Source organism: Streptomyces sp. NPDC041200, assembly GCF_055591805.1.
Genome location: NZ_JBVIZF010000057.1, coordinates 1 through 25,622, shown reverse-complemented (window position 1 = coordinate 25,622; position 25,622 = coordinate 1). Strand labels below are relative to the sequence as shown.

26 protein-coding genes are annotated in these 25,622 nt (G+C 71.9%); 15 read left to right on the top strand and 11 right to left on the bottom strand.

The genetic code is table 11. From position 1 onward, the window contains the following. Window positions 1-210: 210 nt before the first annotated feature. Window positions 211-1,164, top strand: a complete 954-nt coding sequence (locus ACZ6CL_RS40440; protein ID WP_468945950.1) for a phosphotransferase family protein — start codon at window positions 211-213, stop codon at window positions 1,162-1,164. A 186-nt stretch (window positions 1,165-1,350) separates the two neighbouring features. On the opposite strand, the gene ACZ6CL_RS40435 is transcribed toward ACZ6CL_RS40440, so the two are convergent. Next, complete coding sequence (locus ACZ6CL_RS40435) at window positions 1,351-1,785, bottom strand: SgcJ/EcaC family oxidoreductase (RefSeq protein WP_468945947.1); 435 nt, start codon at window positions 1,783-1,785, stop codon at window positions 1,351-1,353. 81 nt (window positions 1,786-1,866) lie between these two features. Here ACZ6CL_RS40435 and ACZ6CL_RS40430 point away from each other — a divergent pair, with 81 nt between their 5' ends. Beyond that, window positions 1,867-2,475 (top strand): TetR/AcrR family transcriptional regulator, encoded by a 609-nt coding sequence (locus ACZ6CL_RS40430; protein ID WP_468945944.1) that lies wholly within the window; start codon window positions 1,867-1,869, stop codon window positions 2,473-2,475. A gap of 97 nt (window positions 2,476-2,572) precedes the next feature. Here ACZ6CL_RS40430 and ACZ6CL_RS40425 read toward each other — a convergent pair whose 3' ends face one another. Continuing rightward, complete coding sequence (locus tag ACZ6CL_RS40425; RefSeq protein ID WP_468945958.1) at window positions 2,573-2,881, bottom strand: TetR family transcriptional regulator C-terminal domain-containing protein; 309 nt, start codon at window positions 2,879-2,881, stop codon at window positions 2,573-2,575. A gap of 48 nt (window positions 2,882-2,929) precedes the next feature. Here ACZ6CL_RS40425 and ACZ6CL_RS40420 point away from each other — a divergent pair, with 48 nt between their 5' ends. From ACZ6CL_RS40420 to ACZ6CL_RS40395, 6 genes are all read left to right on the top strand, one after another. Then, the gene (locus tag ACZ6CL_RS40420; RefSeq protein WP_468945942.1) at window positions 2,930-3,655 is read left to right on the top strand and encodes a zinc-binding dehydrogenase; all 726 of its coding nucleotides are present in this window, start codon (window positions 2,930-2,932) and stop codon (window positions 3,653-3,655) included. Window positions 3,656-3,926: 271 nt separating this feature from the next. Next, complete coding sequence (locus ACZ6CL_RS40415; RefSeq protein WP_468945940.1) at window positions 3,927-4,751, top strand: HipA family kinase; 825 nt, start codon at window positions 3,927-3,929, stop codon at window positions 4,749-4,751. Beyond that, window positions 4,748-5,143, top strand: a complete 396-nt coding sequence (locus tag ACZ6CL_RS40410; RefSeq protein ID WP_468945937.1) for a DUF3037 domain-containing protein — start codon at window positions 4,748-4,750, stop codon at window positions 5,141-5,143. Before ACZ6CL_RS40415 ends, ACZ6CL_RS40410 begins: the two co-directional genes overlap by 4 nt. A 146-nt stretch (window positions 5,144-5,289) precedes the next feature. Then, window positions 5,290-6,051, top strand: coding sequence for a 3-oxoacyl-ACP reductase FabG (fabG, locus tag ACZ6CL_RS40405; RefSeq protein ID WP_468945935.1), 762 nt, complete (start codon window positions 5,290-5,292; stop codon window positions 6,049-6,051). Between the two features lie 20 nt (window positions 6,052-6,071). After that, the gene (locus ACZ6CL_RS40400; RefSeq protein WP_468945933.1) at window positions 6,072-6,836 is read left to right on the top strand and encodes an SDR family oxidoreductase; all 765 of its coding nucleotides are present in this window, start codon (window positions 6,072-6,074) and stop codon (window positions 6,834-6,836) included. Window positions 6,837-6,953: 117 nt separating this feature from the next. Further along, window positions 6,954-7,649 (top strand): uracil-DNA glycosylase, encoded by a 696-nt coding sequence (locus ACZ6CL_RS40395; RefSeq protein ID WP_468945930.1) that lies wholly within the window; start codon window positions 6,954-6,956, stop codon window positions 7,647-7,649. Here ACZ6CL_RS40395 and ACZ6CL_RS40390 read toward each other — a convergent pair. After that, window positions 7,634-8,041, bottom strand: coding sequence for a DUF3224 domain-containing protein (locus ACZ6CL_RS40390; protein WP_468945956.1), 408 nt, complete (start codon window positions 8,039-8,041; stop codon window positions 7,634-7,636). The genes ACZ6CL_RS40395 and ACZ6CL_RS40390 overlap by 16 nt on opposite strands. A gap of 121 nt (window positions 8,042-8,162) precedes the next feature. On the opposite strand from ACZ6CL_RS40390, the gene ACZ6CL_RS40385 reads away from it, so the two are divergent. Together ACZ6CL_RS40385 and ACZ6CL_RS40380 are read left to right on the top strand one after the other, a co-directional pair. Further along, window positions 8,163-9,134, top strand: coding sequence for a helix-turn-helix transcriptional regulator (locus ACZ6CL_RS40385; RefSeq protein ID WP_468945929.1), 972 nt, complete (start codon window positions 8,163-8,165; stop codon window positions 9,132-9,134). 88 nt (window positions 9,135-9,222) lie between these two features. After that, window positions 9,223-9,684, top strand: a complete 462-nt coding sequence (locus ACZ6CL_RS40380) for a hypothetical protein (protein WP_468945927.1) — start codon at window positions 9,223-9,225, stop codon at window positions 9,682-9,684. Between the two features lie 15 nt (window positions 9,685-9,699). Here ACZ6CL_RS40380 and ACZ6CL_RS40375 read toward each other — a convergent pair whose 3' ends face one another. After that, the gene (locus tag ACZ6CL_RS40375) at window positions 9,700-10,212 is read right to left on the bottom strand and encodes a DinB family protein (RefSeq protein ID WP_468945925.1); all 513 of its coding nucleotides are present in this window, start codon (window positions 10,210-10,212) and stop codon (window positions 9,700-9,702) included. Between the two features lie 41 nt (window positions 10,213-10,253). Continuing rightward, complete coding sequence (locus tag ACZ6CL_RS40370; RefSeq protein WP_468945923.1) at window positions 10,254-10,892, bottom strand: TetR/AcrR family transcriptional regulator; 639 nt, start codon at window positions 10,890-10,892, stop codon at window positions 10,254-10,256. A 172-nt stretch (window positions 10,893-11,064) separates the two neighbouring features. On the opposite strand from ACZ6CL_RS40370, the gene ACZ6CL_RS40365 reads away from it, so the two are divergent. After that, window positions 11,065-11,967, top strand: coding sequence for a Gfo/Idh/MocA family protein (locus ACZ6CL_RS40365; RefSeq protein WP_468945920.1), 903 nt, complete (start codon window positions 11,065-11,067; stop codon window positions 11,965-11,967). Here ACZ6CL_RS40365 and lnt read toward each other — a convergent pair. The 6 genes from lnt to ACZ6CL_RS40335 form a co-directional block, all read right to left on the bottom strand. Continuing rightward, window positions 11,942-13,471, bottom strand: a complete 1,530-nt coding sequence (gene lnt, locus ACZ6CL_RS40360; protein WP_468945917.1) for an apolipoprotein N-acyltransferase — start codon at window positions 13,469-13,471, stop codon at window positions 11,942-11,944. The two genes, ACZ6CL_RS40365 and lnt, sit on opposite strands and share 26 nt — an antisense overlap. An 86-nt stretch (window positions 13,472-13,557) precedes the next feature. Further along, window positions 13,558-15,999, bottom strand: coding sequence for a SpoIIE family protein phosphatase (locus ACZ6CL_RS40355; protein WP_468945914.1), 2,442 nt, complete (start codon window positions 15,997-15,999; stop codon window positions 13,558-13,560). A gap of 37 nt (window positions 16,000-16,036) precedes the next feature. Continuing rightward, entirely contained in the window at window positions 16,037-17,041 is a 1,005-nt protein-coding gene (locus ACZ6CL_RS40350) for an ABC transporter permease (RefSeq protein ID WP_468945912.1), read from the bottom strand. A gap of 24 nt (window positions 17,042-17,065) precedes the next feature. Further along, window positions 17,066-18,595, bottom strand: coding sequence for a sugar ABC transporter ATP-binding protein (locus ACZ6CL_RS40345; protein ID WP_468945909.1), 1,530 nt, complete (start codon window positions 18,593-18,595; stop codon window positions 17,066-17,068). Further along, window positions 18,595-19,620, bottom strand: a complete 1,026-nt coding sequence (locus ACZ6CL_RS40340; protein WP_468945907.1) for a sugar ABC transporter substrate-binding protein — start codon at window positions 19,618-19,620, stop codon at window positions 18,595-18,597. Before ACZ6CL_RS40340 ends, ACZ6CL_RS40345 begins: the two co-directional genes overlap by 1 nt. Window positions 19,621-19,959: 339 nt before the next feature. Then, the gene (locus tag ACZ6CL_RS40335) at window positions 19,960-21,294 is read right to left on the bottom strand and encodes an enolase C-terminal domain-like protein (RefSeq protein ID WP_468945905.1); all 1,335 of its coding nucleotides are present in this window, start codon (window positions 21,292-21,294) and stop codon (window positions 19,960-19,962) included. A 226-nt stretch (window positions 21,295-21,520) separates the two neighbouring features. Between ACZ6CL_RS40335 and ACZ6CL_RS40330 the strand changes: the two genes are divergently transcribed. From ACZ6CL_RS40330 to ACZ6CL_RS40315, 4 genes are all read left to right on the top strand, one after another. Next, the gene (locus tag ACZ6CL_RS40330; RefSeq protein ID WP_468945955.1) at window positions 21,521-22,180 is read left to right on the top strand and encodes a FadR/GntR family transcriptional regulator; all 660 of its coding nucleotides are present in this window, start codon (window positions 21,521-21,523) and stop codon (window positions 22,178-22,180) included. Window positions 22,181-22,209: 29 nt separating this feature from the next. Further along, entirely contained in the window at window positions 22,210-23,670 is a 1,461-nt protein-coding gene (locus ACZ6CL_RS40325; RefSeq protein WP_468945903.1) for an amino acid permease, read from the top strand. An 84-nt stretch (window positions 23,671-23,754) separates the two neighbouring features. Beyond that, window positions 23,755-24,789, top strand: coding sequence for an asparaginase (locus tag ACZ6CL_RS40320; protein WP_468945952.1), 1,035 nt, complete (start codon window positions 23,755-23,757; stop codon window positions 24,787-24,789). A gap of 57 nt (window positions 24,790-24,846) precedes the next feature. Then, window positions 24,847-25,622, top strand: a 776-nt coding sequence (locus tag ACZ6CL_RS40315; RefSeq protein ID WP_468945901.1) for a lyase family protein, incomplete at its 3' end; no start/stop codon positions are given.

Sequence of the window (25,622 nt, the reverse complement as noted above, 5' to 3'; positions counted from 1 at the left end):
GACCTGGTTGCAGGCCTGCCACGCAGCCGAGACCTGTACGCCCTCGACGACGGCGTGTAGCACGGCAGCGTGCCGACGCCGGTCATTCTGAAATGGTCAGTAAGGGGGCCGCCTCGCGGCACTGGGCCCAGAACACCGCGTCGAAGGCGTCGCTGGGTGCGATGGGGAAGACTTGGCCCAGCGGCGGCGGAACAGCGATGAGGTGGCACGGTGACCAACCACGATGAGACAGCGGCTGTCCGGCCGTTGACATTGGCTTGGGTAAGCCGGCACCTGGAAGTCGGCGAACGGGTCATCAGAACCGAGGTGCTGCACGGCGGTATCACTGCTGAAATGCGAAGGCTGACCATCGGCACGCGCGACGGAGGCACTCGTGACCTGGTGCTGCGGACCTTCGTCCACGTGGAGCACGCGGAGGACTGGCTGAGCAGGGAGGCTGACGCCCTGACCCTGCTCACGGGGACCGGCATCCCGGCTCCTGGACTGGTCGCGGTGGATGTGACCGCCGCGCACTGCGAGTATCCAGCGCTCCTTATGACACATCTGGCGGGCCGGGCGGTCCTCGACGATGAGGGATTGGAGACGCGCGTCCCTCTGCTGGCCCGTCAACTCGTCGCGATCCACGCGGTGCGACCCGCCGAGCGGCCCCGGGGGTATGTCGCGTGGACGACCGCCGACACCGTCGTGATTCCGAAGGGCGCCGACGCGGCGAGATGGGCCGCGGCGATCGACGTGATCCGCAAGCCCGTGCCGCCCTATGAAGGGCGTTTCCTGCACCGGGATTTCCAGCCCGGCAACGTGCTGTTCGACCTGCCGCCCTCACGGCCGGCAGGTGCCCGGATCACCGGCGTCGTCGACTGGGCAGCGACCTCCTGGGGCCCTGCGGATCTCGATGTGGCGCACTGCTCCGTCAATCTCGCGCTGCTGCACGGGCCGGCGTGGGGTCTGCGATTCGCTGAGGCGTATGAGGAAGCCGGCGGGGTGCTGGCCGCAGCCGCGGGCGAGCGGCTGTACTGGCTGGTGCGGGACGCGCTGGCATGCTCAGAAGAAGTGCGGGCGGTGTCACAGCCGTGGCGGGAGGTAGGGCGGACAGAGCTGACGACGCGAGCTGTGGAGGAGCGGCTGGATGCCTATGTCACCGCCCTGATGAACACGCTGGGTTGAATTTCAAGGCGGTCCCGGGCGCGGCTCGGGCATCCCGCAGACGATCGCAATCGACGCCCAGCTCCTGGAGTGCGGCCGTCACGGCGACGGTGGTCGCCTCGCCCGCGGCGCCAGGGGGGCACCTCCCAGCGGTAGCTGGGGGAGCGTGCCAGACGTCGCGGGCCCAACGGGACTTTGCGGACCCCCCTAGGAGTCCCGTCGCCGCCACTCCTGCGGAGCCTGGCGAGCCAAGTCCTCGTCGTCTTTCACGAAGTCCGCCAGGTCCATCCGCCCGGTGTTGTGGAACGCCAGGATCCTTCCGTCCCGCACGATCTTCGTCTGGATCGCGTGCCACTCTCCCGCTCGCGGTCCTTCGGGAACCCGCAGGGTCGAGACGGTGTGTACGAGCAGGACGCCGTCCGCGAGTTGACGGCTGTCGAGACACCGGATCGCGAGCCGGCTGCCCTGATAGACGGTGTCGAAGATCTTCTGATGCTCCGTGGCGATCACGTCCCGGCCGCGCTGGACGCGTCCCACCACGTCGACGAAGTCCGCGTCCTCCGCGAAGTGCGCGGCCCAGGCGGCCCCGTCACCGTTGTTCCAGGCGCGCGTCATCCCGGCGAGCATCTCGTCGACAGGCATGGAAATGGGCATGGCGTCTTCACCCCTGCTAACTTAGATCTTCGATCTACTACTTGGAACGACGTTCTAGTTGGAGCATACATGCCACCCGACCTGCCCGGCATCGTCCGGTTGCGCGACAGGCGTGAGGCGCTGACGCTCCGCGCGATCCTTGACGCGGCACGCGGTCTGTTCGCCGAGCGCGGCTACGCCCGTACGCCGATCCGCCTCATCGCCCACGAGGCCGGCGTCGCGCCGCAGACCATCTACGCCCACTTCGGTTCAAAGGCCGGTGTGCTCACCGGCCTCGTCGACCTGCTGGACGACGAGGCCGGTATCCCCGATCTGATGGCAGCCTCGGAGGGCATGACGGACTCGGGTGAACTGCTGGGCATGTTGGCCAAAGTCAGCCGTCAAGTCAGGGAACGCTGCGGTGACATCGTCACCGTCCTCGGTTCAGGCGCCGCGGTCGACCCCGACATCGCGGCCACGCAGAACGAAGCCGGGCGACGTCACCGGCTCGGCGTCGAAATGATCATCGACCGCATCCGCACCGCGGGCCACACCATCGACCCGCGTGCCGCCGACATCGCGGTGGCCCTGCTGAGTGCCGGTGTCCATGACGCCCTTGTCGCGGACGCTGGCTGGTCCTACGACGACTATGAGGCCTGGCTCAAGCACGCCCTCGCGACCGCCGTGCTGGGCGAGTAGTCCGGCGCGGCCCTTGGCGTCTTGGTCGGCGCTGTGCCGGTGCCAGGCCGACTCGGGCAGGCGGTCAGCACGGGTGTCGGCACGGACAGGTGCGGGGCTACGACAGCAGGTGGTCGAGGCAGAGGTTCAGCCCGGCCTCCAGATGTTCCGCGGAGCCGGTGGAGAGCAGGACGGTGACACCGCCCTGGATGGTGGCGATCACGGCCGCTGCTGTGTGATCGGCGTCGAGTGCCGGGTTGGCCTCACCGGCCGCTTGCGTGGCCTCGATGCCAGCTCGGACGGACGCTTGCCATCGTCGCACCAGTTGCGCCGTGACGGCCTGCGCGGCCGGGCTGTACCGGCCTACGTCGGCGATCAGCACCCCGAGCGGGCAGTGGAGCCCTTGGTCGCGGTAGCGCGTGACGATGAGGTCGCGTCACGCCTCCCAGGCCGCGCGCGAGGTGAGTTCGCTCAGGTGCGGCTGCTGGCCGTCGAACACTCGCTGGGCTTCAAGTTCGGCAACCGCGAGAAGGAGCTGTTCCCGGCCGTCCCGGTGCCCGGCGCCGTCGACGACGAGACGGCCGCGGGCTTACTCGTGCAGGGACTGTCCGCACACCACTTCGCCACCGTGTCCCACCCGGTGCGGCCGGGCGACATCGCGCTCGTGCACGCGGCCGCGGGCGGGGTAGGGATGATGCTCACCCAGATCATCAAGGCCCGCGGCGGCACCGTGATCGGCCTCGTGTCCCGACCGGAGAAGGCCGAGTTCGCCGCTGACGCGGGCGCCGACCACGTCCTGGTCTCCTCCGGTGACGCGTTCGTCGAGCCGGTGCGCGAACTGACCGGCGGCGAGGGTGTGCATGTGGTCTTCGACGGTGCGGGCGCGACCACGTTCGCCGCGTCGCTGCGGGTGCTGCGCACGCACGGCACGCTGGTGTTCTACGGGCCGCTGATCGGGGACGTGCCGGCCATCGCGATGAACGACATCCCCCGTGGCGCCCGCCTCACTTATCCCGTGACCGAGGATCACATTCGCACCCCCGAAGAATTCGCGGCCCGCACGGCCGAGATGTTCGCGCTCGCCGAAAGGGGCGAGCTGGTCGTTCGGATCGGTGGCCGCTACCCGCTGGCGGAGGCGGCAAGGGCTCACGCGGACATCGAGTCGCGTACGACCACCGGGAAACTGCTGCTGCTCCCGTGACCGGTGGCCCCGGTCCGGAGCCGCCCACGGAAAGGTGCCCTCATGTCCGGACCTCCACTGGGAACTCAAGGAACCGCTCCTCGATGGTGACCGGCTGGCCGCGCGTCTCATCAACATGGGGACCCCGGTGAGGATGCGCATGAGCATCACACTGATCACTCGACGTCCTGGTGAACAACGCGGGCATCCTTATCGGGGCGGATTCCCCGGCTTGTGTGCGCCCGGAGTCGATCGTGAATTGTAAGGCCAGCAAGTTGGATAGCCTGGGAAAATGTTGACCGAAGTCATCGCGACCCGCTATGTCACGCCCTTGCGCGAGGGCGGGTCGCTACCCGGCATCGTCGAGGCCGACGATCTCGGCACCTATGTCATGAAATTCACCGGCGCGGGCCAGGGCCGGAAGACCCTCGTCGCCGAGGTCATCTGCGGACAGCTGGGCCGCCGTCTGGGGTTGCGGGTGCCGGAGCTGGTGCGGATGCGGCTCGATCCGGTGATCGGGCTGGGCGAGCCGGACGAGGAGGTGCAGGCGCTGCTCAAGGCAAGTGGCGGGCTCAACCTGGGGATGGACTATCTGCCCGGCTCGCTCGGCTTCGACCCGCTGGCCTTCGAGGTGGGCGCGGCGGAGGCCGGGGAGGTGGTGTGGTTCGACGCGCTCATCGGGAATGTGGACCGGTCCTGGCGCAACCCCAATCTGCTGGTGTGGCACGGCAGGCTGTGGCTCATCGACCACGGCGCCACCATGATCTGGCACCACGGCTGGCGCGGTCTGGACGCGGCCGCCACCAAGCCGTACGACGCCTCCGACCATGTGCTCGCCCCGTTCGCCCCGGATGTGGCGGCGGCCGCGGCCGCGCTCGCGCCGCGGGTCACCGAGGAGCTGCTGACCGAGGTCACCGCCGACATCCCCGACGAGTGGCTGACGGACGAGCCCGGCTTCGACAGCCCGGACGCGGTGCGCCGCGCTTATGTGCGCGTGCTGCTGGAGCGGGCCGCGGTGGTCGGTGAAATGATCACGCTCGGGGAGCGCTCCGGTGACGGGCCGTCGAAGGCTCCCGACTGGCTGCGCGTATGGGTCGACGGAAAGGCAGCGAAGTGAGCGGGCTGCACCATGGCCGGGATGTGTTCGAGTACGCGCTGGTGCGGGTCGTGCCCCGGGTGGAGCGCGGTGAGCTGATCAACGCGGGCGTCGTCGTGTACTGCCGCGCGACATCGTTCGTCGCGGCCCGCACCCATCTGGACGAGACCCGGCTGCTCGCGCTCGACCCGTCGGCGGACGTGACGGGCGTACGGGCCGCGCTGCACGCCGTGGAGGGCGTCTGCCGCGGGGGAGAGCAGGCCGGTCAGGCGGCCGGGGACGACCCGGGGCGGCGGTTCCGCTGGCTGGTCGCGCCGCGCTCGACGGTCGTCCAGCCGGGGCCGGTGCACACCGGGTTGACCACGGACGCGGAGGCGGAGGTCGAGCGGCTGCTCGACCTGCTGGTGCGCTGACGGGCGAGGGTGAGCAAGGGCATCGCGGCGGGTCGTTGACAGTGGGCGGCGGGCCTCATAGCGTCTCGTTCGCAGAAGCGACTAAGCGGTTGCTCACCCCCGGAGGCCGGGACGGTGAGCCGCCACCCGAGGCGAGGAGAACCCGCATGTCCACCAACGAGCAGCGTGTCGCCATCGTGACGGGCGGGGCCCGCGGTATCGGCGCGGCGACCGCCGCGCGGCTGGCCGAGGAGGGCCGCGCCGTCGCCGTGCTCGACATCGACGAGGCGTCCTGCGCGAGCGCCGTGGAGAAGATCACCGCGGCGGGCGGCAAGGCCATCGCCGTGGGCTGCGACGTATCCGACGCGCAGCAGGTGGAGGCCGCGGTGGCGCGGGTCGCCGAAGAGCTGGGCGCGCCGACGATCCTGGTGAACAACGCCGGTGTGCTCCGCGACAACCTGCTCTTCAAGATGAGCGAGGCCGACTGGGACACCGTGATGAACGTGCATCTGCGGGGCGCGTTCCTGATGTCCCGCGCCTGTCAGAAGCACATGGTGGACGCCGGGTTCGGACGGATCGTCAACCTCTCCAGCAGCTCGGCGCTCGGCAACCGCGGTCAGGTCAACTACTCCGCCGCCAAGGCCGGTATGCAGGGCTTCACCAAGACCCTCGCCATCGAGCTGGGCAAGTTCGGCGTCACCGCCAATGCCGTGGCGCCCGGTTTCATCGCCACCGACATGACCGCCGCGACCGCCGAGCGCGTCGGCATGGGCTTCGAGGACTTCCAGAAGGCGGCCGCGAGCCAGATCCCGGTGCAGCGCGTCGGGCAGCCGGACGACATCGCGAACGCCGTCGCGTTCTTCACCGGGGACGCGGCCGGGTTCGTCTCCGGCCAGGTGATGTACGTGGCCGGCGGCCCGCTCAACTGATCAGGAGTTTGACGAATCCCATGACCAAAGAGATCGCATCGGACAGCGGCAAGGCCGCGCTCGTCACCGGGGCCAGCCGCGGTATCGGCTACGGCATCGCCGAGGCCATGGTGGCGCGCGGCGACCGGGTGTGCATCACCGGCCGCAACGAGGACGCCCTCAAGGAGGCCGTCGAACGACTGGGTGCCGACCGGGTGATCGGCGTCCCCGGCAAGGCCCATGACGAGGCGCACCAGGCGGCCGCCGTCGAGCGCGCGATGGAAGCGTTCGGGCGCGTCGACTACCTCGTCAACAACGCCGGTACGAACCCGGTGTACTCGCCCATCGCCGATCTCGACCTCGCGGTGATACGCAAGGTCTTCGAGACCAACGTCGTCTCGGCGCTCGGCTTCGCCCAGCAGACCTGGAAGGCGTGGCAGAAGGAGAACGGCGGCGCGATCGTCAACATCTCCTCGGTCGCCGGGATGACGCCCTCACCGTTCATCGCCGCGTACGGCGTGTCCAAGGCCGCGATGATCAACCTCACGGCGCAGCTCGCCCATGAGTTCGCGCCGGGCGTGCGGGTCAACGCGATCGCCCCCGCGGTGGTGAAGACCAAGTTCGCCACCGCCCTGTACGAGGGGCGGGAGGCGGAGGCGGCCGCGGCGTATCCGCTCGGGCGGCTCGGCGTACCGGAGGACATCGGGGGCGCGGCCGCGTTCCTCACCTCCGAACAGGCCGCGTGGATCACCGGGCAGACGCTCGTCGTGGACGGCGGTGTCTTCCTCAACGCGGGCGTCGGCTGACGGCACCGTCAACGTCACCGCCACCGCTGCGGATCAGCGCCGCCCCGCCGGGCGGCGCTGTCGGTGGCCGCCGGTAGGTTCGTGCCCGTAAACGGAACACGACCGGAGGTTGTTGACGTGGCCTACGTGCTGCCCGAGTCCTGGCGCGGTGTCCTCGGCGAGGAGCTGGAGAAGCCCTATTTCAAGGAGCTCACCGAGTTCGTCGAGGAGGAGCGGGCCAGGGGTCCGGTGTATCCGCCGCGCGAGGAGGTCTTCGCCGCCCTGGAGGCCACGCCGTACGACCAGGTGAAGGTGCTGGTCCTCGGGCAGGACCCGTACCACGGCGAGGGCCAGGGGCACGGGCTGTGCTTCTCGGTGCGGCCGGGCGTCAAGACGCCGCCGTCGCTGCGGAACATCTACAAGGAGATGAGGGACGAGCTGGGCCACCCTGTCCCGGACAACGGCTATCTGATGCCGTGGGCCCGGCAGGGCGTGCTGCTGCTCAACGCGGTGCTGACGGTCCGGGGCGGCGAGGCCAACTCCCACAAGAGCAAGGGGTGGGAGAAGTTCACCGACGCGGTGATCCGCGCGGTGGCCGCCCGCCCCGACCCGGCCGTCTTCGTCCTGTGGGGGAACTACGCCCAGAAGAAGCTGCCGCTGATCGACGAGGAGCGGCACGCGGTGGTGAAGGGGGCGCACCCCTCGCCGCTGTCGGCGAAGAAGTTCTTCGGCTCGCGCCCCTTCACCCAGATCGACGAGGCGGTGAAGGCCCAGGGGCACACGCCGATCGACTGGCGGATCCCGGACCTCGGACCGGCTCAGCCCAGCGCGTAGTCGAAGGTGTAGGAGACGGCCTTGACGCCCGGCGGGGCGGTGAACGAGCCTGCACCGGTGAGCCCGGCCAGCTCGCCGGTGCCCGAGCCCGGCACCACCTCGAAGGCGCAGGTCACGGTGGAGTCCTCGCCGAAGGTGCCGTGCTGGGCGAGGACGAAGCTGCCCCGGCGGCCGTCGAGAAGTCCGTCCACCAGCTCATGGCCCGAGAAGCCGCCGGTCTTGTCGGGGAGGTAGACGATGGCGTACTGGCAGGCGGTGCCGGACGCCTCAAGCGCGCCCGAGTAGCCGTTGGTGACGGTGGCGTGGGCGAGCTTCGCCCCGCCCTCGGCCTCCCCGACCGGCTTCTCCTGCCAGTCGGTGAAGGTGAACGTACCGGTGGCGTGCGCGGTCATGGCGGGTCCTGTCATGGCGGGTCCTTTCGATCAGGCCGTGCGCTGGTGGGCGCGCCGGTGAAGAGGACTCTGCCCGCCGTACCTGACACCTTCTGTCAGGTACGGCGCCACAATGGACCGTATGCGTGCCGACCGCCTGCTCTCCCTGCTCCTTCTGCTGCAGAACCGGGGCCGGATGACCGCGCCGGAGATCGCCGCGGAGCTGGAGGTGTCGGTCCGTACCGTCTACCGCGACATCGACGCGCTGAGCGCGTCCGGCGTGCCGGTGTACGCCGACCGCGGTCCGGCGGGCGGCTACCGGCTGCTGGACGGCTACCGCACCCGGCTGACCGGGCTCACCGGCGACGAGGCCGATTCGCTCTTCCTCGCCGGAATGCCCGGCCCGGCCGCCGAACTGGGTCTCGGCGCGGACCTCACCACCGCCCAGCTCAAGCTGCGGGCCGCGCTGCCGCCCGAGCTGGACGAGCGGTCCCGCCGCATCCAGGAGCGCTTCCACCTCGACGCGCCCGGCTGGTTCCGGGACGCCGAGCCGGTGCCGTACCTCGCGGCGGCCGCCGAGGCCGTATGGCGGAGCCGGGTGCTGCGGGTGCGCTACCGCCGCTGGCGCGGCGAGGTGCACCGGGATCTGCACGCGCTCGGCCTCGTCCTCAAGGGCGGCATCTGGTACCTGGTGGCCAGGGTGGAGGACACCATCCGCAGCTACCGGGTGGCGCGGATCCTGTCCGCCGAGGTGCTCGCGGAGGTCTTCGAGCGCCCCGCCGGGTTCGATCTCGCCGCCTCCTGGCAGGAGTCGGCGAGCGCCCTGGAGGCGATGCGCTTCCAGGGCGAGGCCGAACTGCTCCTGACCGAGCGGGGCTTGCGGCTGCTGCCGATGCAGTTCGGCGCGGTCGGCGCGGTGGCGGCCGCCGGGGCGGGCCCGCCCGACGACCGGGGGAGGGCGCGGGTGGTGATGCCCGTGGAGTCGCTGCCCGTCGCCGTCCACGACATGCTGCGGCTGGGCACCGACGCCGAGGTGCTGGGGCCGCCCGAGCTGCGGGCCGCCGTCGCCCGCGCCGTCACCGAACTGGCCGAGCGGTACGGGCCGCCGGACTGACCCGATGGGCCCGCCTGACGGGCGTCGTACGGCTCCCCGGCTACCGTCGGCCGCAGGTACCGGCGGGGTGCGCAGGCGGGAGGACCGGATGGGCGACGTACGGCGGGAGGCGCCGGAGGACGAGGCCGTGCTGACCCGGATCGGGCAGGCGGTCATGCTGCACCGGGGCGGTGACCGCGAGGAGGCGCGCAACCGGCTCGCCGCGCTGTGGCGGGAGATCGAGGGCGACGGCGACCCGTTCCACCGCTGCGCCCTCGCCCACTACCTCGCCGACACCCAGGACGATCCGGCCGACGAGCTGCTGTGGGACCTGCTGGCCCTGGCCGCGGCGGACCGGCCCGGCGCCCGCACCGCCGCCCCCGCCCTGCGCGCCCTCTACCCGGCCCTCCACCTCAACCTGGCCGCCGACTACGCGAAGCTCGGCCAGGAGGCGGCGGCGCGCGGCCAGCTGGCGCTGGCCCGGGCGAGCGCGGGCACGCTGGGCGACGATCCGTACGGCGACCGGGTGCGGGCCGCGATCGCCCGGCTGGGACAACGGCTCGCGCTCTGACGGGCCGCTTGAGGACTAGTCGCCCGTGGCGCCGTCGACACGCTCGCGGATGAGGTCGGCGTGGCCGTTGTGGCGGGCGTACTCCTCGATCATGTGGAGGTAGATCCAGCGCAGGTTGTACTCCCGGTGGCCGTGGTCGCGGCGGGTGACGACGTCGTCCAGGGAGTGGCGCGCGGCGGCCGCGCGGGCCTCGGCGATCTCGTCCCGCCAGATCGCGAAGGCGGCCTCGCCGGTGTCCGCTTCGGTGACCCGGAAGTCGCCGTCCTGATCCTCCTCGCTGTACCAGATGGGCGGTGCGTCCTGACCGTCCAGCACCCGCCGGAACCAGCCGCGCTCGACCTCGGCCATGTGCCGGACGAGCCCGAGCAGGGTGAGCCCGGACGGCGGCGCGGAGACCTCGCGGAGTTGCTTGTCGTCGAGCCCTTCGCACTTGAGGGCCAGGGTCGCGCGGTGGAAGTCCAGCCACCCCTCCAGGCTGGTGCGTTCATCGGCGGTGCGGGGCGCTTCGCGGCGTTCGGCAGTCGTCATGGCGAGCATCATGACGACCGGGCCGTATGCCGCGCTACGGATTATCGGTCCAGCATCCCGCGCAGCAGCTCCTCGAACCCGGCGCGCAGCGCCGCGCGTTGGGGGACGGCGGCATGGTCGGCCCCGGCCGCGCAGCTGAACATCTGCCCTTCGCACCAGGCGACCAGCGACTGGGCGTGCCGCCGTGGTTCGGCGGAGCCCACGGCGGCCATCAGGGCCTCCAGTGGTTCACGGAAGCCACGTCCCGTCGCGTCGTAGAACTCCCGCAGCTCGGGGCGGCGCGTCGCCTCCAGCGCCAGTTCGTACCGCGCGATCAGCAGCTCGGGCGCTTGGGTGAGCGAGCGGTGCAGCGCGAGGGCGAGCGCGTCGGCCAGCGCGGGGAGCGGATCGGCGTCCCCGCCGTGGAGCGCGGCGTCGCCCGGGTGGGGCATCTCGCCGGGCCCCAGCACCTGCGCCTCCCGCTCGGCCAGCCGCCGGACGGCCGCCTTGAGCAGGGCGGCGCGGGTGCGGGCGTGGTTCGACGTCGAGCCCGGGGGGAGCCCGGCCGCCTCGTCCACCGCGCGGTGTGTCAGCCCGCGCATACCGCGCTCGGCCAGCAGGGCGAGGGCGGTGTCGGCGATCAGCTCGGCGCGGGATCCGCCCGGCGCGGGGGAGCGGGCGGGGGTGTGAGCAGCGGTCATACGACCAACCTACCGTCCATAACTACAGGTGTAGTAGCCTCAGCGTCACTACACCTGTAGTGAAACGGGAGGAATCATGGAGCAACCCCGTGCGGTGGTCACCGGTGCCGGAGTCGGCGGGCTCACTGCCGCCGCATAGGGTGGACACGGCCACCGAACACCAGGAGGCATCGTGAGGGTCGGCTGCATCGGTCTCGGCGACATCGCACAGAAGGCCTATCTGCCCGTGCTCATGGCGCGGCCCGGTCTTGAACCCCATCTGCACACCCGCACCCCCGCCACCCTCCAGCGGGTCGCCGACACCCACCGCGTGCCGCAGGCCCAGCGCCACACCCGCCTCGACTCGCTGCTCGCGGCGGACCTGGACGCCGCGTTCGTGCACGCCCCGACCGCCGAGCACGCCGGGCTCGTCACCCGGCTCCTGGACGCCGGGGTGCCCACGTACGTCGACAAGCCCCTCGCCTACGAACTCGGGCAGAGCGAGCGGCTGGTGCGGCTGGCCGAGGACCGCGGGGTGAGCCTGATGGTCGGCTTCAACCGGCGCTACGCCCCCGGGTACGCGCAGTGCCGTGACCATCCGCGCGATCTGATCCTGATGCAGAAGAACCGCGTCGGCCTCCCCGAGAACCCGCGCACCCTCGTGCTGGACGACTTCATCCACGTCGTCGACACCCTGCGCTTCCTCGCCCCCGGCCCGGTCGACCACATCGACGTGCGGACCAGGCTCCGCGACGGGCTGCTGCACCACGTCGTCCTCCAGCTGTCCGGCGACGGGTTCACCGCGCTCGGCGTGATGAACCGGATGAGCGGCTCCACCGAGGAGGTCCTCGAAGTCTCGGGGCAGGACACCAAGCGGCAGGTCACCAACCTCGCCGAGATCACGGACCACAAGGGGCAGCCGAGCGTGCGCCGCCGAGGCGACTGGGTGCCGGTCGCCCGGCAGCGCGGCATCGAGCAGATCACCGACGCCTTCCTGGACGCCGTGCGCACCGGCAGGCGGCTCGATGCCTCGGACGCGCTGCGCACCCATGAACTGTGCGAGCGGGTGATCAGCGACGCGGTGAACGGCGCCTGACCCCCCGGACCGCCTCCGTCGCCCCGCACACCGCCAGCACGGCCAGCGCCGCGTACACCGTCCAGGGCCCGGTCCGGACATACGGGCTGGTGCCCTTGGCCAGCGCCACCGAGTAGACCTCCGCCGCGCTGGTGTCCGTACCCATGCGCTCGCCCACGGGCTCGCCGCGCGGGCCGAAGACCGCGCTCGTGCCGGTCAGCGTCGCGTGCACCATCGGCCGCCAGGTCTCCGCGGCGCGCAGCGCGGCCAGTGTGGCGTGCTGCTCGGGCGCCCAGCTCTGCTGGAAGGTCGAGGTCGCCGACTGGACGACCAGCAGCCGCGCCCCGCGCCGCGCCAGATTGCGGCTCATGTCCGGGAACGCCGACTCGAAGCAGACCTCCGGCCCGATCCGCAGGCCCCCCGGCAGCCGCATCACCACCTGCTTCGTGCCGCGATGCCGGTCCTCACCGGCCGCCTTGCCCACCGAGGTGACCCAGCCCAGCAGCCCCCGCGCCGGAACGTATTCGCCGAACGGCACCAGCCGCATCTTGTCGTAGCGGTCGCCGGTCGGACCGTCCGGCCCGATCAGCACCGAACTCTTGTAGATGCCCGGCAGATCGCTGCGCCGCGCGTCCACGTTGACCAGCAGATCCGCGCCCACCGAACGGGACAGCGCGCCCAGCCGCCGCCCCAGCTCCGGCCGGTCGCCGAGATCCGTGCCGACGCTGGACTCGCCCCACACCACGAGGTCCGGATGGCGGGCGGCCAGCTGCCGGGTCAGCTCGACACTGCGTTCAAGACGCGGCTCCGGACCCTTGATCACCCCGGGCTGCACCACCGCGATCCGCGCGGTCCCGGACTCCTGCGGCACCGGCGCCCACGCCCACACCCCGGCCGCCGCCGCACCGCACGTGGTGATCCCGGCCACCGCGACGGTACGGGCCCGGGGCAGCGCGATCAGCACGGTGAGCGCCACGTTCACCAGGACCAGCAGGAAGCCGACCAGCCACACCCCGCCCACCGACACCACCCGCAGCGCCGCGGGAACCTGCCACTGGCTCGCCCCCAGCAGCGCCCACGGCCCGCCCAGGTACTGCCAGGACCGGACCAGCTCGGCCAGCAGCCACGCGGACGGCAGCACCACCAGCGCGGCGCCCGCCCGGCCGGGCCCCGGCCGGCCGTGCAGCAGCCGGTGCGTCACCGCGCCGAACGGCACCCACAGCGCCCCCAGCAGCAGCGCCAGCAGCACGATGAACACATGCAGGCTCGGCATCAGCCAGTGGTGCGCCGCGAGCAGGAACCCGGCCCCGCCCAGCCAGCCGTCGTACGCCGCCCGCCGCGGCGTGGGCGCCGAGCGGATCAGCAGCAGCCAGGGCACCAGGGCGACGTACGCGAACCACCACAGCGACGGCGCGGGAAACGCCAGCGCGGGCAGCGCCCCCGCGACCACCGCGGCCCCGCCGCGCACCCACCGGGAGGCGAGCCGCCGCCTCCACCGGTCCCCCTCGCCGACCCCTCCACGCACGCCGGATGCCCCCCTCCCGTTGGCATGGGACCAGTGTGCGCGAGTAAACCGATCATGGATAGGGCGGGGACGCGCCGGAGCGTGCCTCATGCCGCGCCCGGAAGGTCTTGTTCGGCCCAGATGAGCTTGCCGCCCTCGGCGTAGCGGGTGCCCCAGCGGCGGGTCAACTGCGCGACGAGGAACAGTCCGCGGCCGCCCTCGTCGGTGGTCCGGGCGTGGCGCAGCCGCGGCGAGGTGTTGCTGGCGTCCGCGACCTCGCAGATCAGCACGTCATGCCGGATCAGCCGCAGCCGGATGGGACCGGTGCCGTGCCGTATGGCGTTGGTGACCAGCTCGCTGACGATCAGCTCGGTCGTCATCACCAGCTCCTCCAGACCCCATTCGGCGAGCTGGTGGACGGCGAGCGAGCGGGCGTTGGCGACCACGGCCGGGTCGGAGGGCAGGTCCCAGGAGACGACGTGCCCGGCGCCCAGCGCGTTCGTACGGGCCAGCAGCAGCGCCACGTCGTCCGACTGCGGACGGGTCAGCAGGGCGTCGACGACCGTCGAGCACAGCTCCTCCAGCGGCAGTCCGGGCTGGGCCAGGGCGTTGCTCAGCCGCCCGAGCCCGACGTCGATGTCCTGGTCGCAGGTCTCGATGAGACCGTCCGTGAACAGCGCGATCAGACTGCCCGTGGGCAGCTCCAGCTCCGCCGACTCGAACGGCAGCGAACCGAGCCCCAGCGGGGGACCGGCGGGCAGCGGCGGGTAGGAGACCACGCCGCCGGGGTCCACCACCGCGGGCGGGGGATGCCCGGCCCGGGCCATCGTGCACCGCCGGGTGACCGGGTCGTACACCGCGTACAGACAGGTGGCGCCCAGCACCGCCGCGCCCACCCCCTCCTGCCCCGACTCCTCCTCGGTGAGCCGGATGACCAGGTCGTCCAGGTGGGCCAGCAGCTCCTCGGGTGGCAGATCCATGTCGGCGAGCGTGTGCACGGCGGTGCGCAGCCGCCCCATGGTGGCCGCCGCGGTGATGCCGTGCCCGACCACGTCCCCGACCACCAGCGCCACCCGGGCCCCGGACAGCGGGATGACGTCGAACCAGTCGCCGCCGACCCCGTTGCGCGCGTCGGTGGGCAGATAGCGCGAGGCCACCTCCAGGGCCTGGCCGCCGGACAGGTCGTGCGGCAGCAGACTGCGCTGCAGCGCGAGGGCCGCGGTGTGCTCGCGGCTGTAGCGGCGGGCGTTGTCCACGCACAGCGCGGCCCGCGTCACCAGCTCCTCGGCGAGGACCAGATCGTCCGGCTCGAAGGGGTCCGGATGCCGGGTGCGGACGAACGAGGCCACGCCCAGGATGGTGCCGCGCGCACAGATCGGGACCACCATCAGGGAGCGCATCCCGAACTCGTGGACCTTCCGCGTCCGGGCCGGGTCGTCGCCGGTCCACGCGTCCAGCGAGGCGTCCAGCTCCGGGTCGAGGATCGCCTCTCCCTCCAGGAAGCTGCACGCGAACGGCGACGCCGGGGAGATGGCGACCGGGTCCCCGGGGCTCGCGATGGACTCCGGGCAGCCCTCGTTGATGGAGGCCTGGCCCGCCCGCCGGAACGGGGGGAGGGCCCGGGTCCGCTGTCCCGAGGGCTCCTCGCCGCGCAGGACGGAGTCCAGCAGGTCGACGGTGACGAAGTCGGCGAGCCGGGGCACCGCGAACTCGGCCAGTTCCTGCGCGGTGCGCATCACGTCCAGGGTGCTGCCGATGTGCTCGCTGGCCTCGCTGAGCAGGGCCAGCCGCTCCCGGGCCCGCCAGCGGTCGGTGACGTCGATGCCCATGTAGCAGACGCCGACCGGATGGCCGTCCGCGTTGTCGAGGCGGAAGAAGGAGGTCGAGTACGCGTGCTCGTGGTGCGGCTCGGCCATGGTCCAGCCGCGGTACTCGTAGTCGATCACCGGGACGCCGCTCTCCAGCACCTGGCGCATCTTCGCCTCGAGCGCCTCGGTGTCCAGGCCCGGCAGCGAGTCCGCCATCCGGCGGCCCAGCCGCTGGTCGCGCGGGACGCCGCCGTAGCGCTCCAGGGTGTCGTTCATCCAGACGTACCGCAGGTCCGGGCTGAGCACGGCCATGCCGATGGGGGAGCGGGTCAGGAACGCCTGGAGCAGCGATCCGCTGACCGCCCAGGTCGGGATCGTCGCCACGTCGATCGCCGAGATCAGCCAGCAGGTGCGGTCGCTCATCCCGGTGACCGGGGAGACCCGCAGTCCGACCGCGAGCCGGTGGCCGTCCTGGTGCCGGACCTCCAGCAGCCCGCCCCAGCCGCCGTGCTCACCGCACTGCTCGGCGATGGACAGCGCCTTCGCGGCGTCCTCCCGCGCGGCCAGCAGCATCACGGCGGGCCGCTTCAGCACCTCCGGCGCCGGATAGCCCAGCAGCCGCTCCGCCGCCGTGGTCCAGCCGACGATGGTCCCCGTGGCATCGAGCAGGGCCGTCGCCGCATCGGCCATGTCGAACGGAACATGCGCTTCGGTCGGCGCGAGTCCCTCGGGGATGGCCATTGCACCCGTCCCATCTGCGGAGACATTTCCCTTAATACTATGACTCCTGGGCCTCCCCGGTCGTCAGCCGTGCGACGACCAGTGCGAGCAGGATGATCCCGCCGTAGATCGCCTGGATCCAGAAGGACGACACCTGGGCCAGCGTGAGCAGGTTCTCCAGCATGCCCAGCAACAGGGTGCCCAGCAGCGCGCCGAGCAGGGAGCCCCGGCCACCGCGGAGACTGATGCCGCCGATCACCGCGGCCGCGAACACCGTGAAGATCAGACCGCTGCCCTGGTTGGCGCCCACCGCGCCGACCCGCCCCGCGATGACCAGACCGGCCAGCCCCGCCAGCGCCCCGCCGGCCACCAGCACCGTCCAGCCGACCCGTGCGGTGCGGATGCCCGCCGCCCGGGCGGCGGGGGCGTTGCCGCCGATCGCGTAGACCGCGCGGCCGAGCCGGTGGTAGCGCAGGACGAACCCGGCCAGCGCGAAGCACAGCGCGGTCACCCACACCGAGACCGGGACCCCCAGCCACTCCCGCGAGCCGAGCGCGAAGAAGGCGTCCGGCGCGTCGAACAGCGTCTTGCCGGAGACCAGGCCGATGAGGACGCCGCGCAGCACGATGTTCATCGCCAGGGTCACGATGAACCCGTTGAGTCCGAGCCCCACGATCAGCGCGCCGTTCACCGCCCCGATGGCCGCCCCCGCCAGCGGGATGAGTGGCAGCCCGACCCAGGTGGGCAGCTCGGTGCCGAAGCCCGCGGAGGCGGCCGGGATGACGACCAGGAAGCCGAGGGCGGGGGCCAGGCCCGCGATCGACTCCAGGGAGAGGTCCATCCGGCCGCTGATCAGGATCATCGCCTCGGCGAGCACCAGCAGCCCGAGCGCCGAGGACGCCCCCAGGATGTTCACCAGGTTGTCCCGGTCGAGGAAGTCGGGGTTGCTGACCGCGCCGATGACCAGCAGCAGGACGACGGCGGGCAGCAGGGCCAGATCGCGGATCCGGACCGGGACGAGGCGCCGGGCGCGGGTTGCCTGCGGCGCGGCGAGGTCATTCATGGCTGAGGCCGTTCATAGGCGTCGTCATTCATGGCCGAGGGTGACCCCTTCGATCGAGGCGACGAGTTCCCGGTCCGTCCAGCCCGCCCGGTGGGTGACGGTGACGAAGCCGCCCGCCATCACCAGCACCCGGTCACAGGCCCGCAGATCCCCCAGCTGATCGGAGACGATCAGCACCGCGCGCCCCTCGGCCCGGGCCCGCAGCGCGGTCTCCAGCAGATCGCGCTGGGACCGTACGTCCACCCCCGCCGTCGGATCGATCAGCACCAGCACCCGGGGATCCGTGGCCAGCGCCCGGGCCATGACGGCCTTCTGCTGATTGCCGCCGGACAGCGCGGTCACCCGCTGGGCCGGGCCCCGGGTGGTGATGCCGAGCCGTTCGATGGCGCGGCGGGCCACCGCGTCCCGCACGGACGGCCGGATCAGCCCGCGGGGGCCGAGCCGGTCGCCGATGGGCAGCGTGATGTTGTCGGCCACCGACAGCTGCGGGACCAGCCCCTGCGCGCGCCGGTCGCGCGGCAGACAGCCGACCCCGGCGGCGAGCGCCGCGGTGACGCTGCCGAGCCGCAGCGGACGGCCGAAGACCTCGATCCGTCCGGCGGTCGGCCGGTGCAGCCCGGCCAGCGCCTCGCCGAGCTGATGGCTGCCGGAGCCCGCGAGCCCGGCCAGCCCCACCACCTCACCGGCCCCGATGGTGAGGCTGACGTCGTGGAAGTACGTGCCGCTCAGCCGCTCGACCCGCACCGCCACCTCGCCCCCGAGGACGGGCGGGCGCGGTGCGCCGGGCCGGGCGGGGGCGGCCGGTTCGCCGGTCATCTCCTCGATCAGGGCCCGGGTGGGCAGCTCGCCGACCGGCGCGGTGACGATCTGGCGGGCGTCCCGGAAGACGGTGACGGCCTGGCAGACCTCGTACACCTCGCGCAGATGGTGCGAGATGTGCAGGAACGTGACCCCGGCGTCCTGGAGCCGCCGCATCCGTGTGAACAGCCGCGCCGTCGCCCGGCTGTCGAGCTGCGCCGTGGGCTCGTCCAGGATGACGAAGCGGGTGCCCCGGGAGAGCGCCCGCGCGATCTCCACCATCTTGGCGTCCTCGACGCTCAGATCCCCGGCCCGCGCGCCCTCGTGTACGGGGACGCCCCAGGCGTCCAGCAGCGCGCGGGCCCGGCGGCGGGTCCGCCGCCAGCTGATCACCGAGGTGCGGGGGAGGACCGGCTGATGGCCCAGGAACAGGTTCTCCGCCACCGTCAGCTCGTTGATGATCATGGACTGCTGGTAGACGCAGGCCACGCGGCGCTGCCAGGCCGCCCGGTCCGCGGCGGCGGGGGCGGGCTCGCCCTCGAACCACACCGTGCCCGCGTCCGGCCGCTCCAGCCCGGTGACCACGGCCACCAGCGTGGACTTGCCCGCGCCGTTGCGTCCGACCAGGGCGTGCGTCTCGCCCGCCCGTACGGTGATCCCCGCGTCCCGCAGGGCCACCGTCGGCCCGTACCGCTTGGTGATCCCGCGCGCCTCGCACAGCGGTGGCCCTCCGGTGGTCGTCCCCTCGGCGGTCATCAGCGGTTGCCCCACAGCGCGGGGTCGTTCACATTGGCCCGGGTCACCAGCGGGGCCGGAAGCTGATCCTCCAGGATGCCCTCGCGCACCTCGACGATGCGGCTGCCGTGACCGGTCCGCCCTTTCCGGAACGGCCTCCCGGCCATCGCCTGCTTGATGTAGACCATGGCGTACCGGGCGTACAGATCGGTGGGCTGCGAGACGGTCGCGTCGATCCACCCCTTGCGGATGGCGTCCAGCTCCTGCGGGATCCCGTCGTTGGAGACGATCGCGATATGGCCCCGGTGGCCCGCCGGGTGCAGCGCCCGGTGGCGCTGCAGCGTACGCAGCGTGGGCGCGAGGTACACGCCCCCAGCCTGCAGGTAGATGCCCTTGATGTTCCGATTGGCGCTGTAGAGCGCCTCCAGTCCGGCCGCCGCCTTGTCCGCCTGCCATCCGGCGGGGATGTCGAGGATCCGGATGTGCGGGTAGTGGCGCCGCATGCACTGGTTGAACGAGGCCGTGCGGTCGCGGCCGTTGACCGACGCCAGATCGCCCTCGATCTGCACCACCTTGCCGCGCCCCCGTACGGCCCGCCCGAGGCTCCGGCACGCCTTCTCGCCGTACGCCCGGTTGTCGGCCCGCACCACGATCGCCACCTTGCCCCGGTCGGGGGCCACGTCGACGGCCACGACCGGGACGCCGCGACGCTGCGCGGCCCTCAGGCCGGTGACGATGGCGGCGGAGTCGATGGGGGAGACGACCAGGCCGTCGATCTTCTGGGCGAGCAGATTGCGGATGTCGCCGACCTGGCGGCTCGCGTCGTTGTTCGAGTTCACCGTCGGCAGCACCCGGACGCCGACCTCGGCGGCCTGCCGCGGGATGTCGCGGTCGTACGCCTCCCAGAACGGCGAGGTGAGGAACGGCACCACGACGCCGACCCGCCGCTCGCCCTTGGACCCTTCCGAACAGCCCGCGGTGGCCGGGCCGCAGACCAGCACGAGGGCCACGGCGGCGGTGGCGAGGCGGTGGCGCGTCGTGCGCATCGTGCTCCCGGCTCCAGGTCGCGGAACGGCTGGCGAAGACCTCCCCGGCTGTGACCATACGACCGCCGGGCCCGCACACCCGGCGAACCACGCCGCGCGACCGCGCCACCGGGTCCCCTGCCCGCCCCTCCCCGCCCCGGGGCTCCGCCCCGCCCCCCGGTCCTCAAACGCCGGACGGGCTGGGGGTGCGGGTGCGCCGCCCCGGGCCTGGTTCTCGATCGCCGGGCGGGCTGGAAAACCAGCCCGTCCGGCGCTTGAGGACACGCCCGGAGGGCGTTCGGGGGGCAGGGGGCGGAGCACCCTGGTTCGGGGAGGGGCGGGTAGGGGACAAGGCACCCCCTAAGTCCAGGCCGCCCCGCCCGGGTACGCATACGCCCGCAGCGCCTCGGGACGCAGGGCCGAGCTGAAGCCGGGCGCGGTGGGGGCCTGGTAGCGGCCCGCGGTGACGATCGCCGGGTCGAGGAAGTGCTCGTGCAAATGGTCGGTGTATTCGACGGCCCGGTCCCGCCGGGTTCCCGAGACCGCGACGTAGTCGAACATGGCCAGGTGCCGGACCAGTTCGCACAGCCCCGCACCGCCCGCATGCGGCCACACCGGCACCCCGAACTCCGCTGCCAGCAGCAGGATCGCGAGGTTTTCGTTGACGCCACCGACCCGGCAGGCGTCCAGCTGGAGCACATCGAGCGCGCCCGCCTGCAGCAGCTGCTTGAAGATGACCCGGTTCGCGGCGTGCTCGCCCGCCGCGACCTTCACGGGTGCGACGGCGCGACGGATCGCGGCCAGCCCGATGATCTCGTCCGGACTGGTCGGCTCCTCGATCCAGTACGGGTCGAACCGGGCCAGCGCCCGGGTCCGCTCGACCGCCTCGCCGACCTCCCAGCGCTGGTTGGCGTCGAGCGCCAGCCGGATGTCCGGGCCGATGGCCTCGCGGGCGATCCGGCAGCGCCGGAGGTCGTCGCCGGGGTCGGCGCCGACCTTGAGCTTGATCTGGGTGAAGCCGTCGGCGACGGCCGCCCGCGCGGTGCGGGCGAGCCGGTCGTCGTCGTAGCCGAGCCAGCCGCAGGAGGTGAGGTATGCCGGGTAGCCCTCGGCCCGCAGCCGGGCCTCGCGCCCGGCCTTGCCGGGGGCGGCGCGGCGCAGGATCCGCAGGGCGGCGTCGGGGGTCAGCGCGTCGGCGAGGTAGCGGAAGTCGGCCAGGGCGACCAGTTCCTCCGGGGTCAGATCGGACAGCAGCTTCCACAGCGGCTTTCCGGCCCGTTTGGCGGTGAGGTCCCACAGGGCGTTCATCACCGCCGCGACGGCCATGTGGGTGACGCCCTTCTCCGGGCCCAGCCAGCGCAGCTGCCCGTCGTCGGCGAGCGCCCGGTAGACGTCGGCCAGACCGGCGGTCAGACCGCCGGGCAGGCCGGGCAGCTCGGCGCCGACCAGCCCGGGGCGCAGCGCGTCGATGGCCGCGACCTCGACCTCGTTGCCACGGCCGATGGTGAAGCAGAAGCCGTGCCCCTCCAGCCCGTCCCCGGCGTCGGTGCGGACGATCACGTACGCGACCGAGTAGTCCGGGTCGGGGTGGCTGGCGTCCGAGCCATGGAGCCAGCGCGAGGTGGGAAAGCGGATGTCATGGGTGTCGACTGCCGTGATCCGCGTTCTCGTCGCAGTGCGTGCGCGTGCGGCCATCAGCAGCCCTCTCAGCAGCCCCTCAATCGCAGTCTCCGACCTAGGAGGCGAAAAGTCCATATATGGGCAAAAGGGGCATCGGCTGGCTGGATTCATTCGCCACGCGGCTGAATCATTCGCCGCATCAGAAGCCTTGACAACGCTTTGGCGCACAGCTGAGGATCCTCGGGTGAACTTGTCAGACAGCCAGACAGGCGCTGAATCGTTTCCTCGTCGCGTGAGTGCCATGGAAGCGGTCCTCAGCCATCTTCGTGGCGCCATCGAGCGCGGCGACTACGCGGTGGGGGACAAACTCCCCTCCGAGGCCGAGCTGTGCCGTCGTCTGGAGGTGAGCCGCCCGGTGCTCCGCGAGGCCCTGCGGGCCCTGCAGACCATGGGGCTCACCGCCTCGCGCACCGGCAAGGGCACGTTCGTCATCTCCAGCGGTCCGGTGGAGGACCCCACCTTCGGGGACTACGCCGCGAGCGACCTGCTGGAGGTGCGTCGGCACATCGAGATCCCCGTCGCGGGCTACGCGGCGCTGCGCCGCTCCGCCGAGGACCTCGACCACCTCTCCCATCTGCTGGACCGGATGGAGAGGGAGACCGACACCACCGCCTGGGTGGCGATGGACACCACGTTCCATCTCGCCGTCGCCCAGGCGGCGCAGAACCCGGTCTTCCGCAGGGTCATCGAGGAGATCCGCGATGCCCTCGCACGGCAGTCGGCGTTCCTCAACGAACTCGGCGGCCGCCGGGAGCAGTCCAACCGTGAACACCGGGCGATCGTCGAGGCGCTCGCCGACGGGTCCGAACACGACGCGGTGGCGGCGATGACCCACCACCTCGAACGGGTCGAGACCACCCTGACCTCCATCGTGCGCCCCGCTTCGGCGGACGGCGTGTGATGCATACCAACGGAAGGCGGACAGCAGGCGTGAGCGAGCAGTCCCTCCGGCAGGAAGAACGCCACGGCGAAGGGCCCGATCAGCCCCAGCATGTCGACGCCGGTGACGCCGGCTACAGCAAGTCCCTCAAGGCCCGGCATGTGAACATGATCGCCATCGGCGGTGCCATCGGCACCGGGCTGTTCCTCGGCGCCGGAGGGCGCCTGAAGGACGCCGGGCCCTCGCTGGCCCTGGCATACGCGGTCTGCGGCCTCTTCGCCTTCCTGGTGGTGCGGGCGCTCGGCGAGCTGGTGCTGCACCGGCCGTCCTCGGGCGCGTTCGTCTCCTACGCCCGGGAGTTCCTCGGCGAGAAGGGCGCCTACGTCGCGGGCTGGATGTACTTCCTCAACTGGTCCACCACCGGCATCGCCGACATCACCGCCGTCGCGACGTACACCCACTACTGGGGCATGTTCACCGACGTCCCGCAGTGGGTGATCGCGCTGATCGCGCTCGCCGTCGTACTCGCGGTGAACCTCATATCCGTGAAGATCTTCGGTGAGCTGGAGTTCTGGTTCGCGATCATCAAGGTCAGCGCGCTCGTCCTCTTCATGGCCATCGGCATCTTCCTGCTGGTCAGCCGCCAGCCGGTGGACGGCCACGCGACCGGTCCCAGCCTGATCACCGAGCACGGCGGGCTGTTCCCGCACGGCGCGCTGCCCATGCTGCTGGTCGTCCAGGGCGTCGTCTTCGCCTACGCCTCGGTCGAACTCGTCGGCGTCACCGCGGGCGAGACCCTGGAGCCGGAGAAGGTCATGCCCAAGGCGATCAACTCCATCATGTGGCGCGTCGCCGTCTTCTACGTCGGCTCCGTGGTGCTGCTCTCGATGCTGATGCCGTCCGACTCCTACTCCGGCGGCCAGAGCCCGTTCGTCACCGTGCTCTCCAAACTCGGCGTGCCCGCGGCGGGCGGCGTGATGAACCTCGTCGTCCTCACCGCCGCGATGTCCAGCCTCAACTCCGGCCTCTACTCCACCGGCCGGATCCTGCGCTCGATGGCCATGTCGGGCTCCGCGCCCAAGTTCACCGGCGCGATGAGCCGCACCCAGGTCCCGTACGGCGGCATCCTGCTCACCTCCGGGGTCTGTGTGCTGGGCGTCGGCCTCAACTACGTCGTCCCCAGCGAGGCCTTCGAGATCGTGCTCAACTTCGCGGCGCTCGGCATCCTCTCCACCTGGGGGATGATCATGATCTGTCATCTGCTCTTCTGGCGCCGCGCCAAGGAGGGACGCCTCACCCGGCCCGGCTACCGGCTCCCCGGCTCGCCGTACACCGAGATCGTCACCCTCGGCTTCCTCGCCTCCGTCGTGGTCCTGATGTGGGCCGACGGCGGGGCCAGCCGGATCACCGTCATGGCGGTCCCGGGGATCGCGCTGGCGCTGGTCGTCGGCTGGTTCTGCATCAAGAGCCGACCGGGCGCCCGCGACGGCGCGTCGCTGACCAAGGAATAGACCCGCCCGGCCGGGAAACCACCCCGGACCAGGCTGCTGAACCACCCCGTGAACCACCCCGACGACCGGAGCAACACCACCACCATGAACCACACCCCCCGGCCGCACACCGACGACGCTCGCCCCACCCCGGCCGAGCCCCCCGTCATCCGCGAACCCCGCCATGTGCCGGTCGCCCATGTCGTCCGCGCCGGTGTGATCGAGGGAGTGCACCATGGGTCGGTGGTCGTGCTGGCCGCCGACGGCAAGGTCGCGTTCCAGACCGGCGACATCGACGCCGCGTTCTACCCGCGCTCCGCGCTCAAGCCCGTACAGGCCGTCGCGCTGCTGCGCGCCGGGCTGCCGCTGGACGGCGCGCTGCTCTCGCTCACCGCCGCCAGCCACTCCGGCCAGGACACCCATCTGGCCGGGGCCCGGCGCATCCTGGACGAGGCCGGTCTCACCGAGGACGAGCTGCGCAACACCCCCGACCTTCCGTACGGCTCCGCCATGCGCGAGGCGTGGCTGCGGGCCGACCGCAAGCCCTCCCGGCTGGCCCAGAACTGCTCCGGCAAGCACGCCGCGATGCTGTACACGGCGAAGCTGCGCGGCTGGTCGCTGGAGGACTACCTCGACCCGGCCCACCCGCTGCAGCAGGTCATCGCCGAGACCGTGGAGGAGCTGACCGGACAGCGCGTCGCCCAAGTGACCATCGACGGCTGCGGCGCGCCGCTGTTCTCCGTCTCCCCGCTCGGCCTCGCCCGCGCCGGCGCGGCCATCGCCTCGGCCGCCCCGGACACCCCGGAGGGCCGGGTCGCGGACGCCATGCGGGCCTACCCCGAGATGGCGTCCGGCGACGACCGGGACGTCGCCCGGCTGATGCGCAAGGTCCCCGGGCTGCTGGCCAAGGACGGCTTCGAGGGCGTGCAGCTGGCCGGGCTGTCCGACGGCCGGGCCGTCGTCGTCAAGATCGCCGACGGTGCCGACCGCGCCCGGATGCCGGTGGCGGCGGCTGCCCTCGCCCACTGCGGCATAGGGGCCGACGTCCTCGCCGAGTTCGCCACCGCTCCGGTCGTCGGCGGCGACTCCACGGTCGGCCGGCTCCAGGCCACCGATGCCCTCGCCCTGCCCGCGGCCTGATCCGCCCGGCCGCCCGATCCGCCCGTCCCACCCTCACTCAAGGAACCCCGCACAGCCATGACCGCTGACCCCGGCTCACGCCGCGAACACGACCTGCTCGGTGACCGCGACGTCCCCGCCGACGCGTACTGGGGCATCCACACCCTGCGCGCCTGCGAGAACTTCCCGATCACCGGCACCTCCATCGCCGCCTACCCGCACCTGATCAGCGCCCTGGCGGCCGTCAAGGAGGCAGCGGCCCGCGCCAACGAGGACCTGGGCCTGCTCTCCTCGATCAAGGCCGACGCCATCGCCGCGGCCTGCCAGGAGATACGCCGCGGTGAACTGCACGACCAGTTCACCGTGGACGTGATCCAGGGCGGCGCCGGCACCTCGACGAACATGAACGCCAACGAGGTCATCGCCAACCGGGCCCTGGAGATCCTCGGCCACGAAAAGGGCGAGTACGGCATCCTCCACCCCAACGAGGACGTCAACCTCAGCCAGTCCACCAACGACGTCTACCCGACCGCCGTCAACGTCTCCACGATCATCGCCGTGCGTGAGCTGCACTCGGCCATGGAGACGCTGCGGCTGGCCTTCGCCGCCAAGGCCGAGGAGTTCCGCGACATCCTGAAGATGGGCCGCACCCAGCTCCAGGACGCGGTGCCGATGACGCTCGGCCAGGAGTTCTCCTCGTACGCCGTGATGCTGGAGGAGGACCAGAGCAGGCTGCTGGAGGCCTCCGGCCTGGTGCACGAGATCAACCTCGGGGCGACCGCGATCGGCACCGGCCTCAACGCCCCCAAGGGCTACGCCGAGGCCGCCCGCGGCCACCTGGAGGACATCACCGG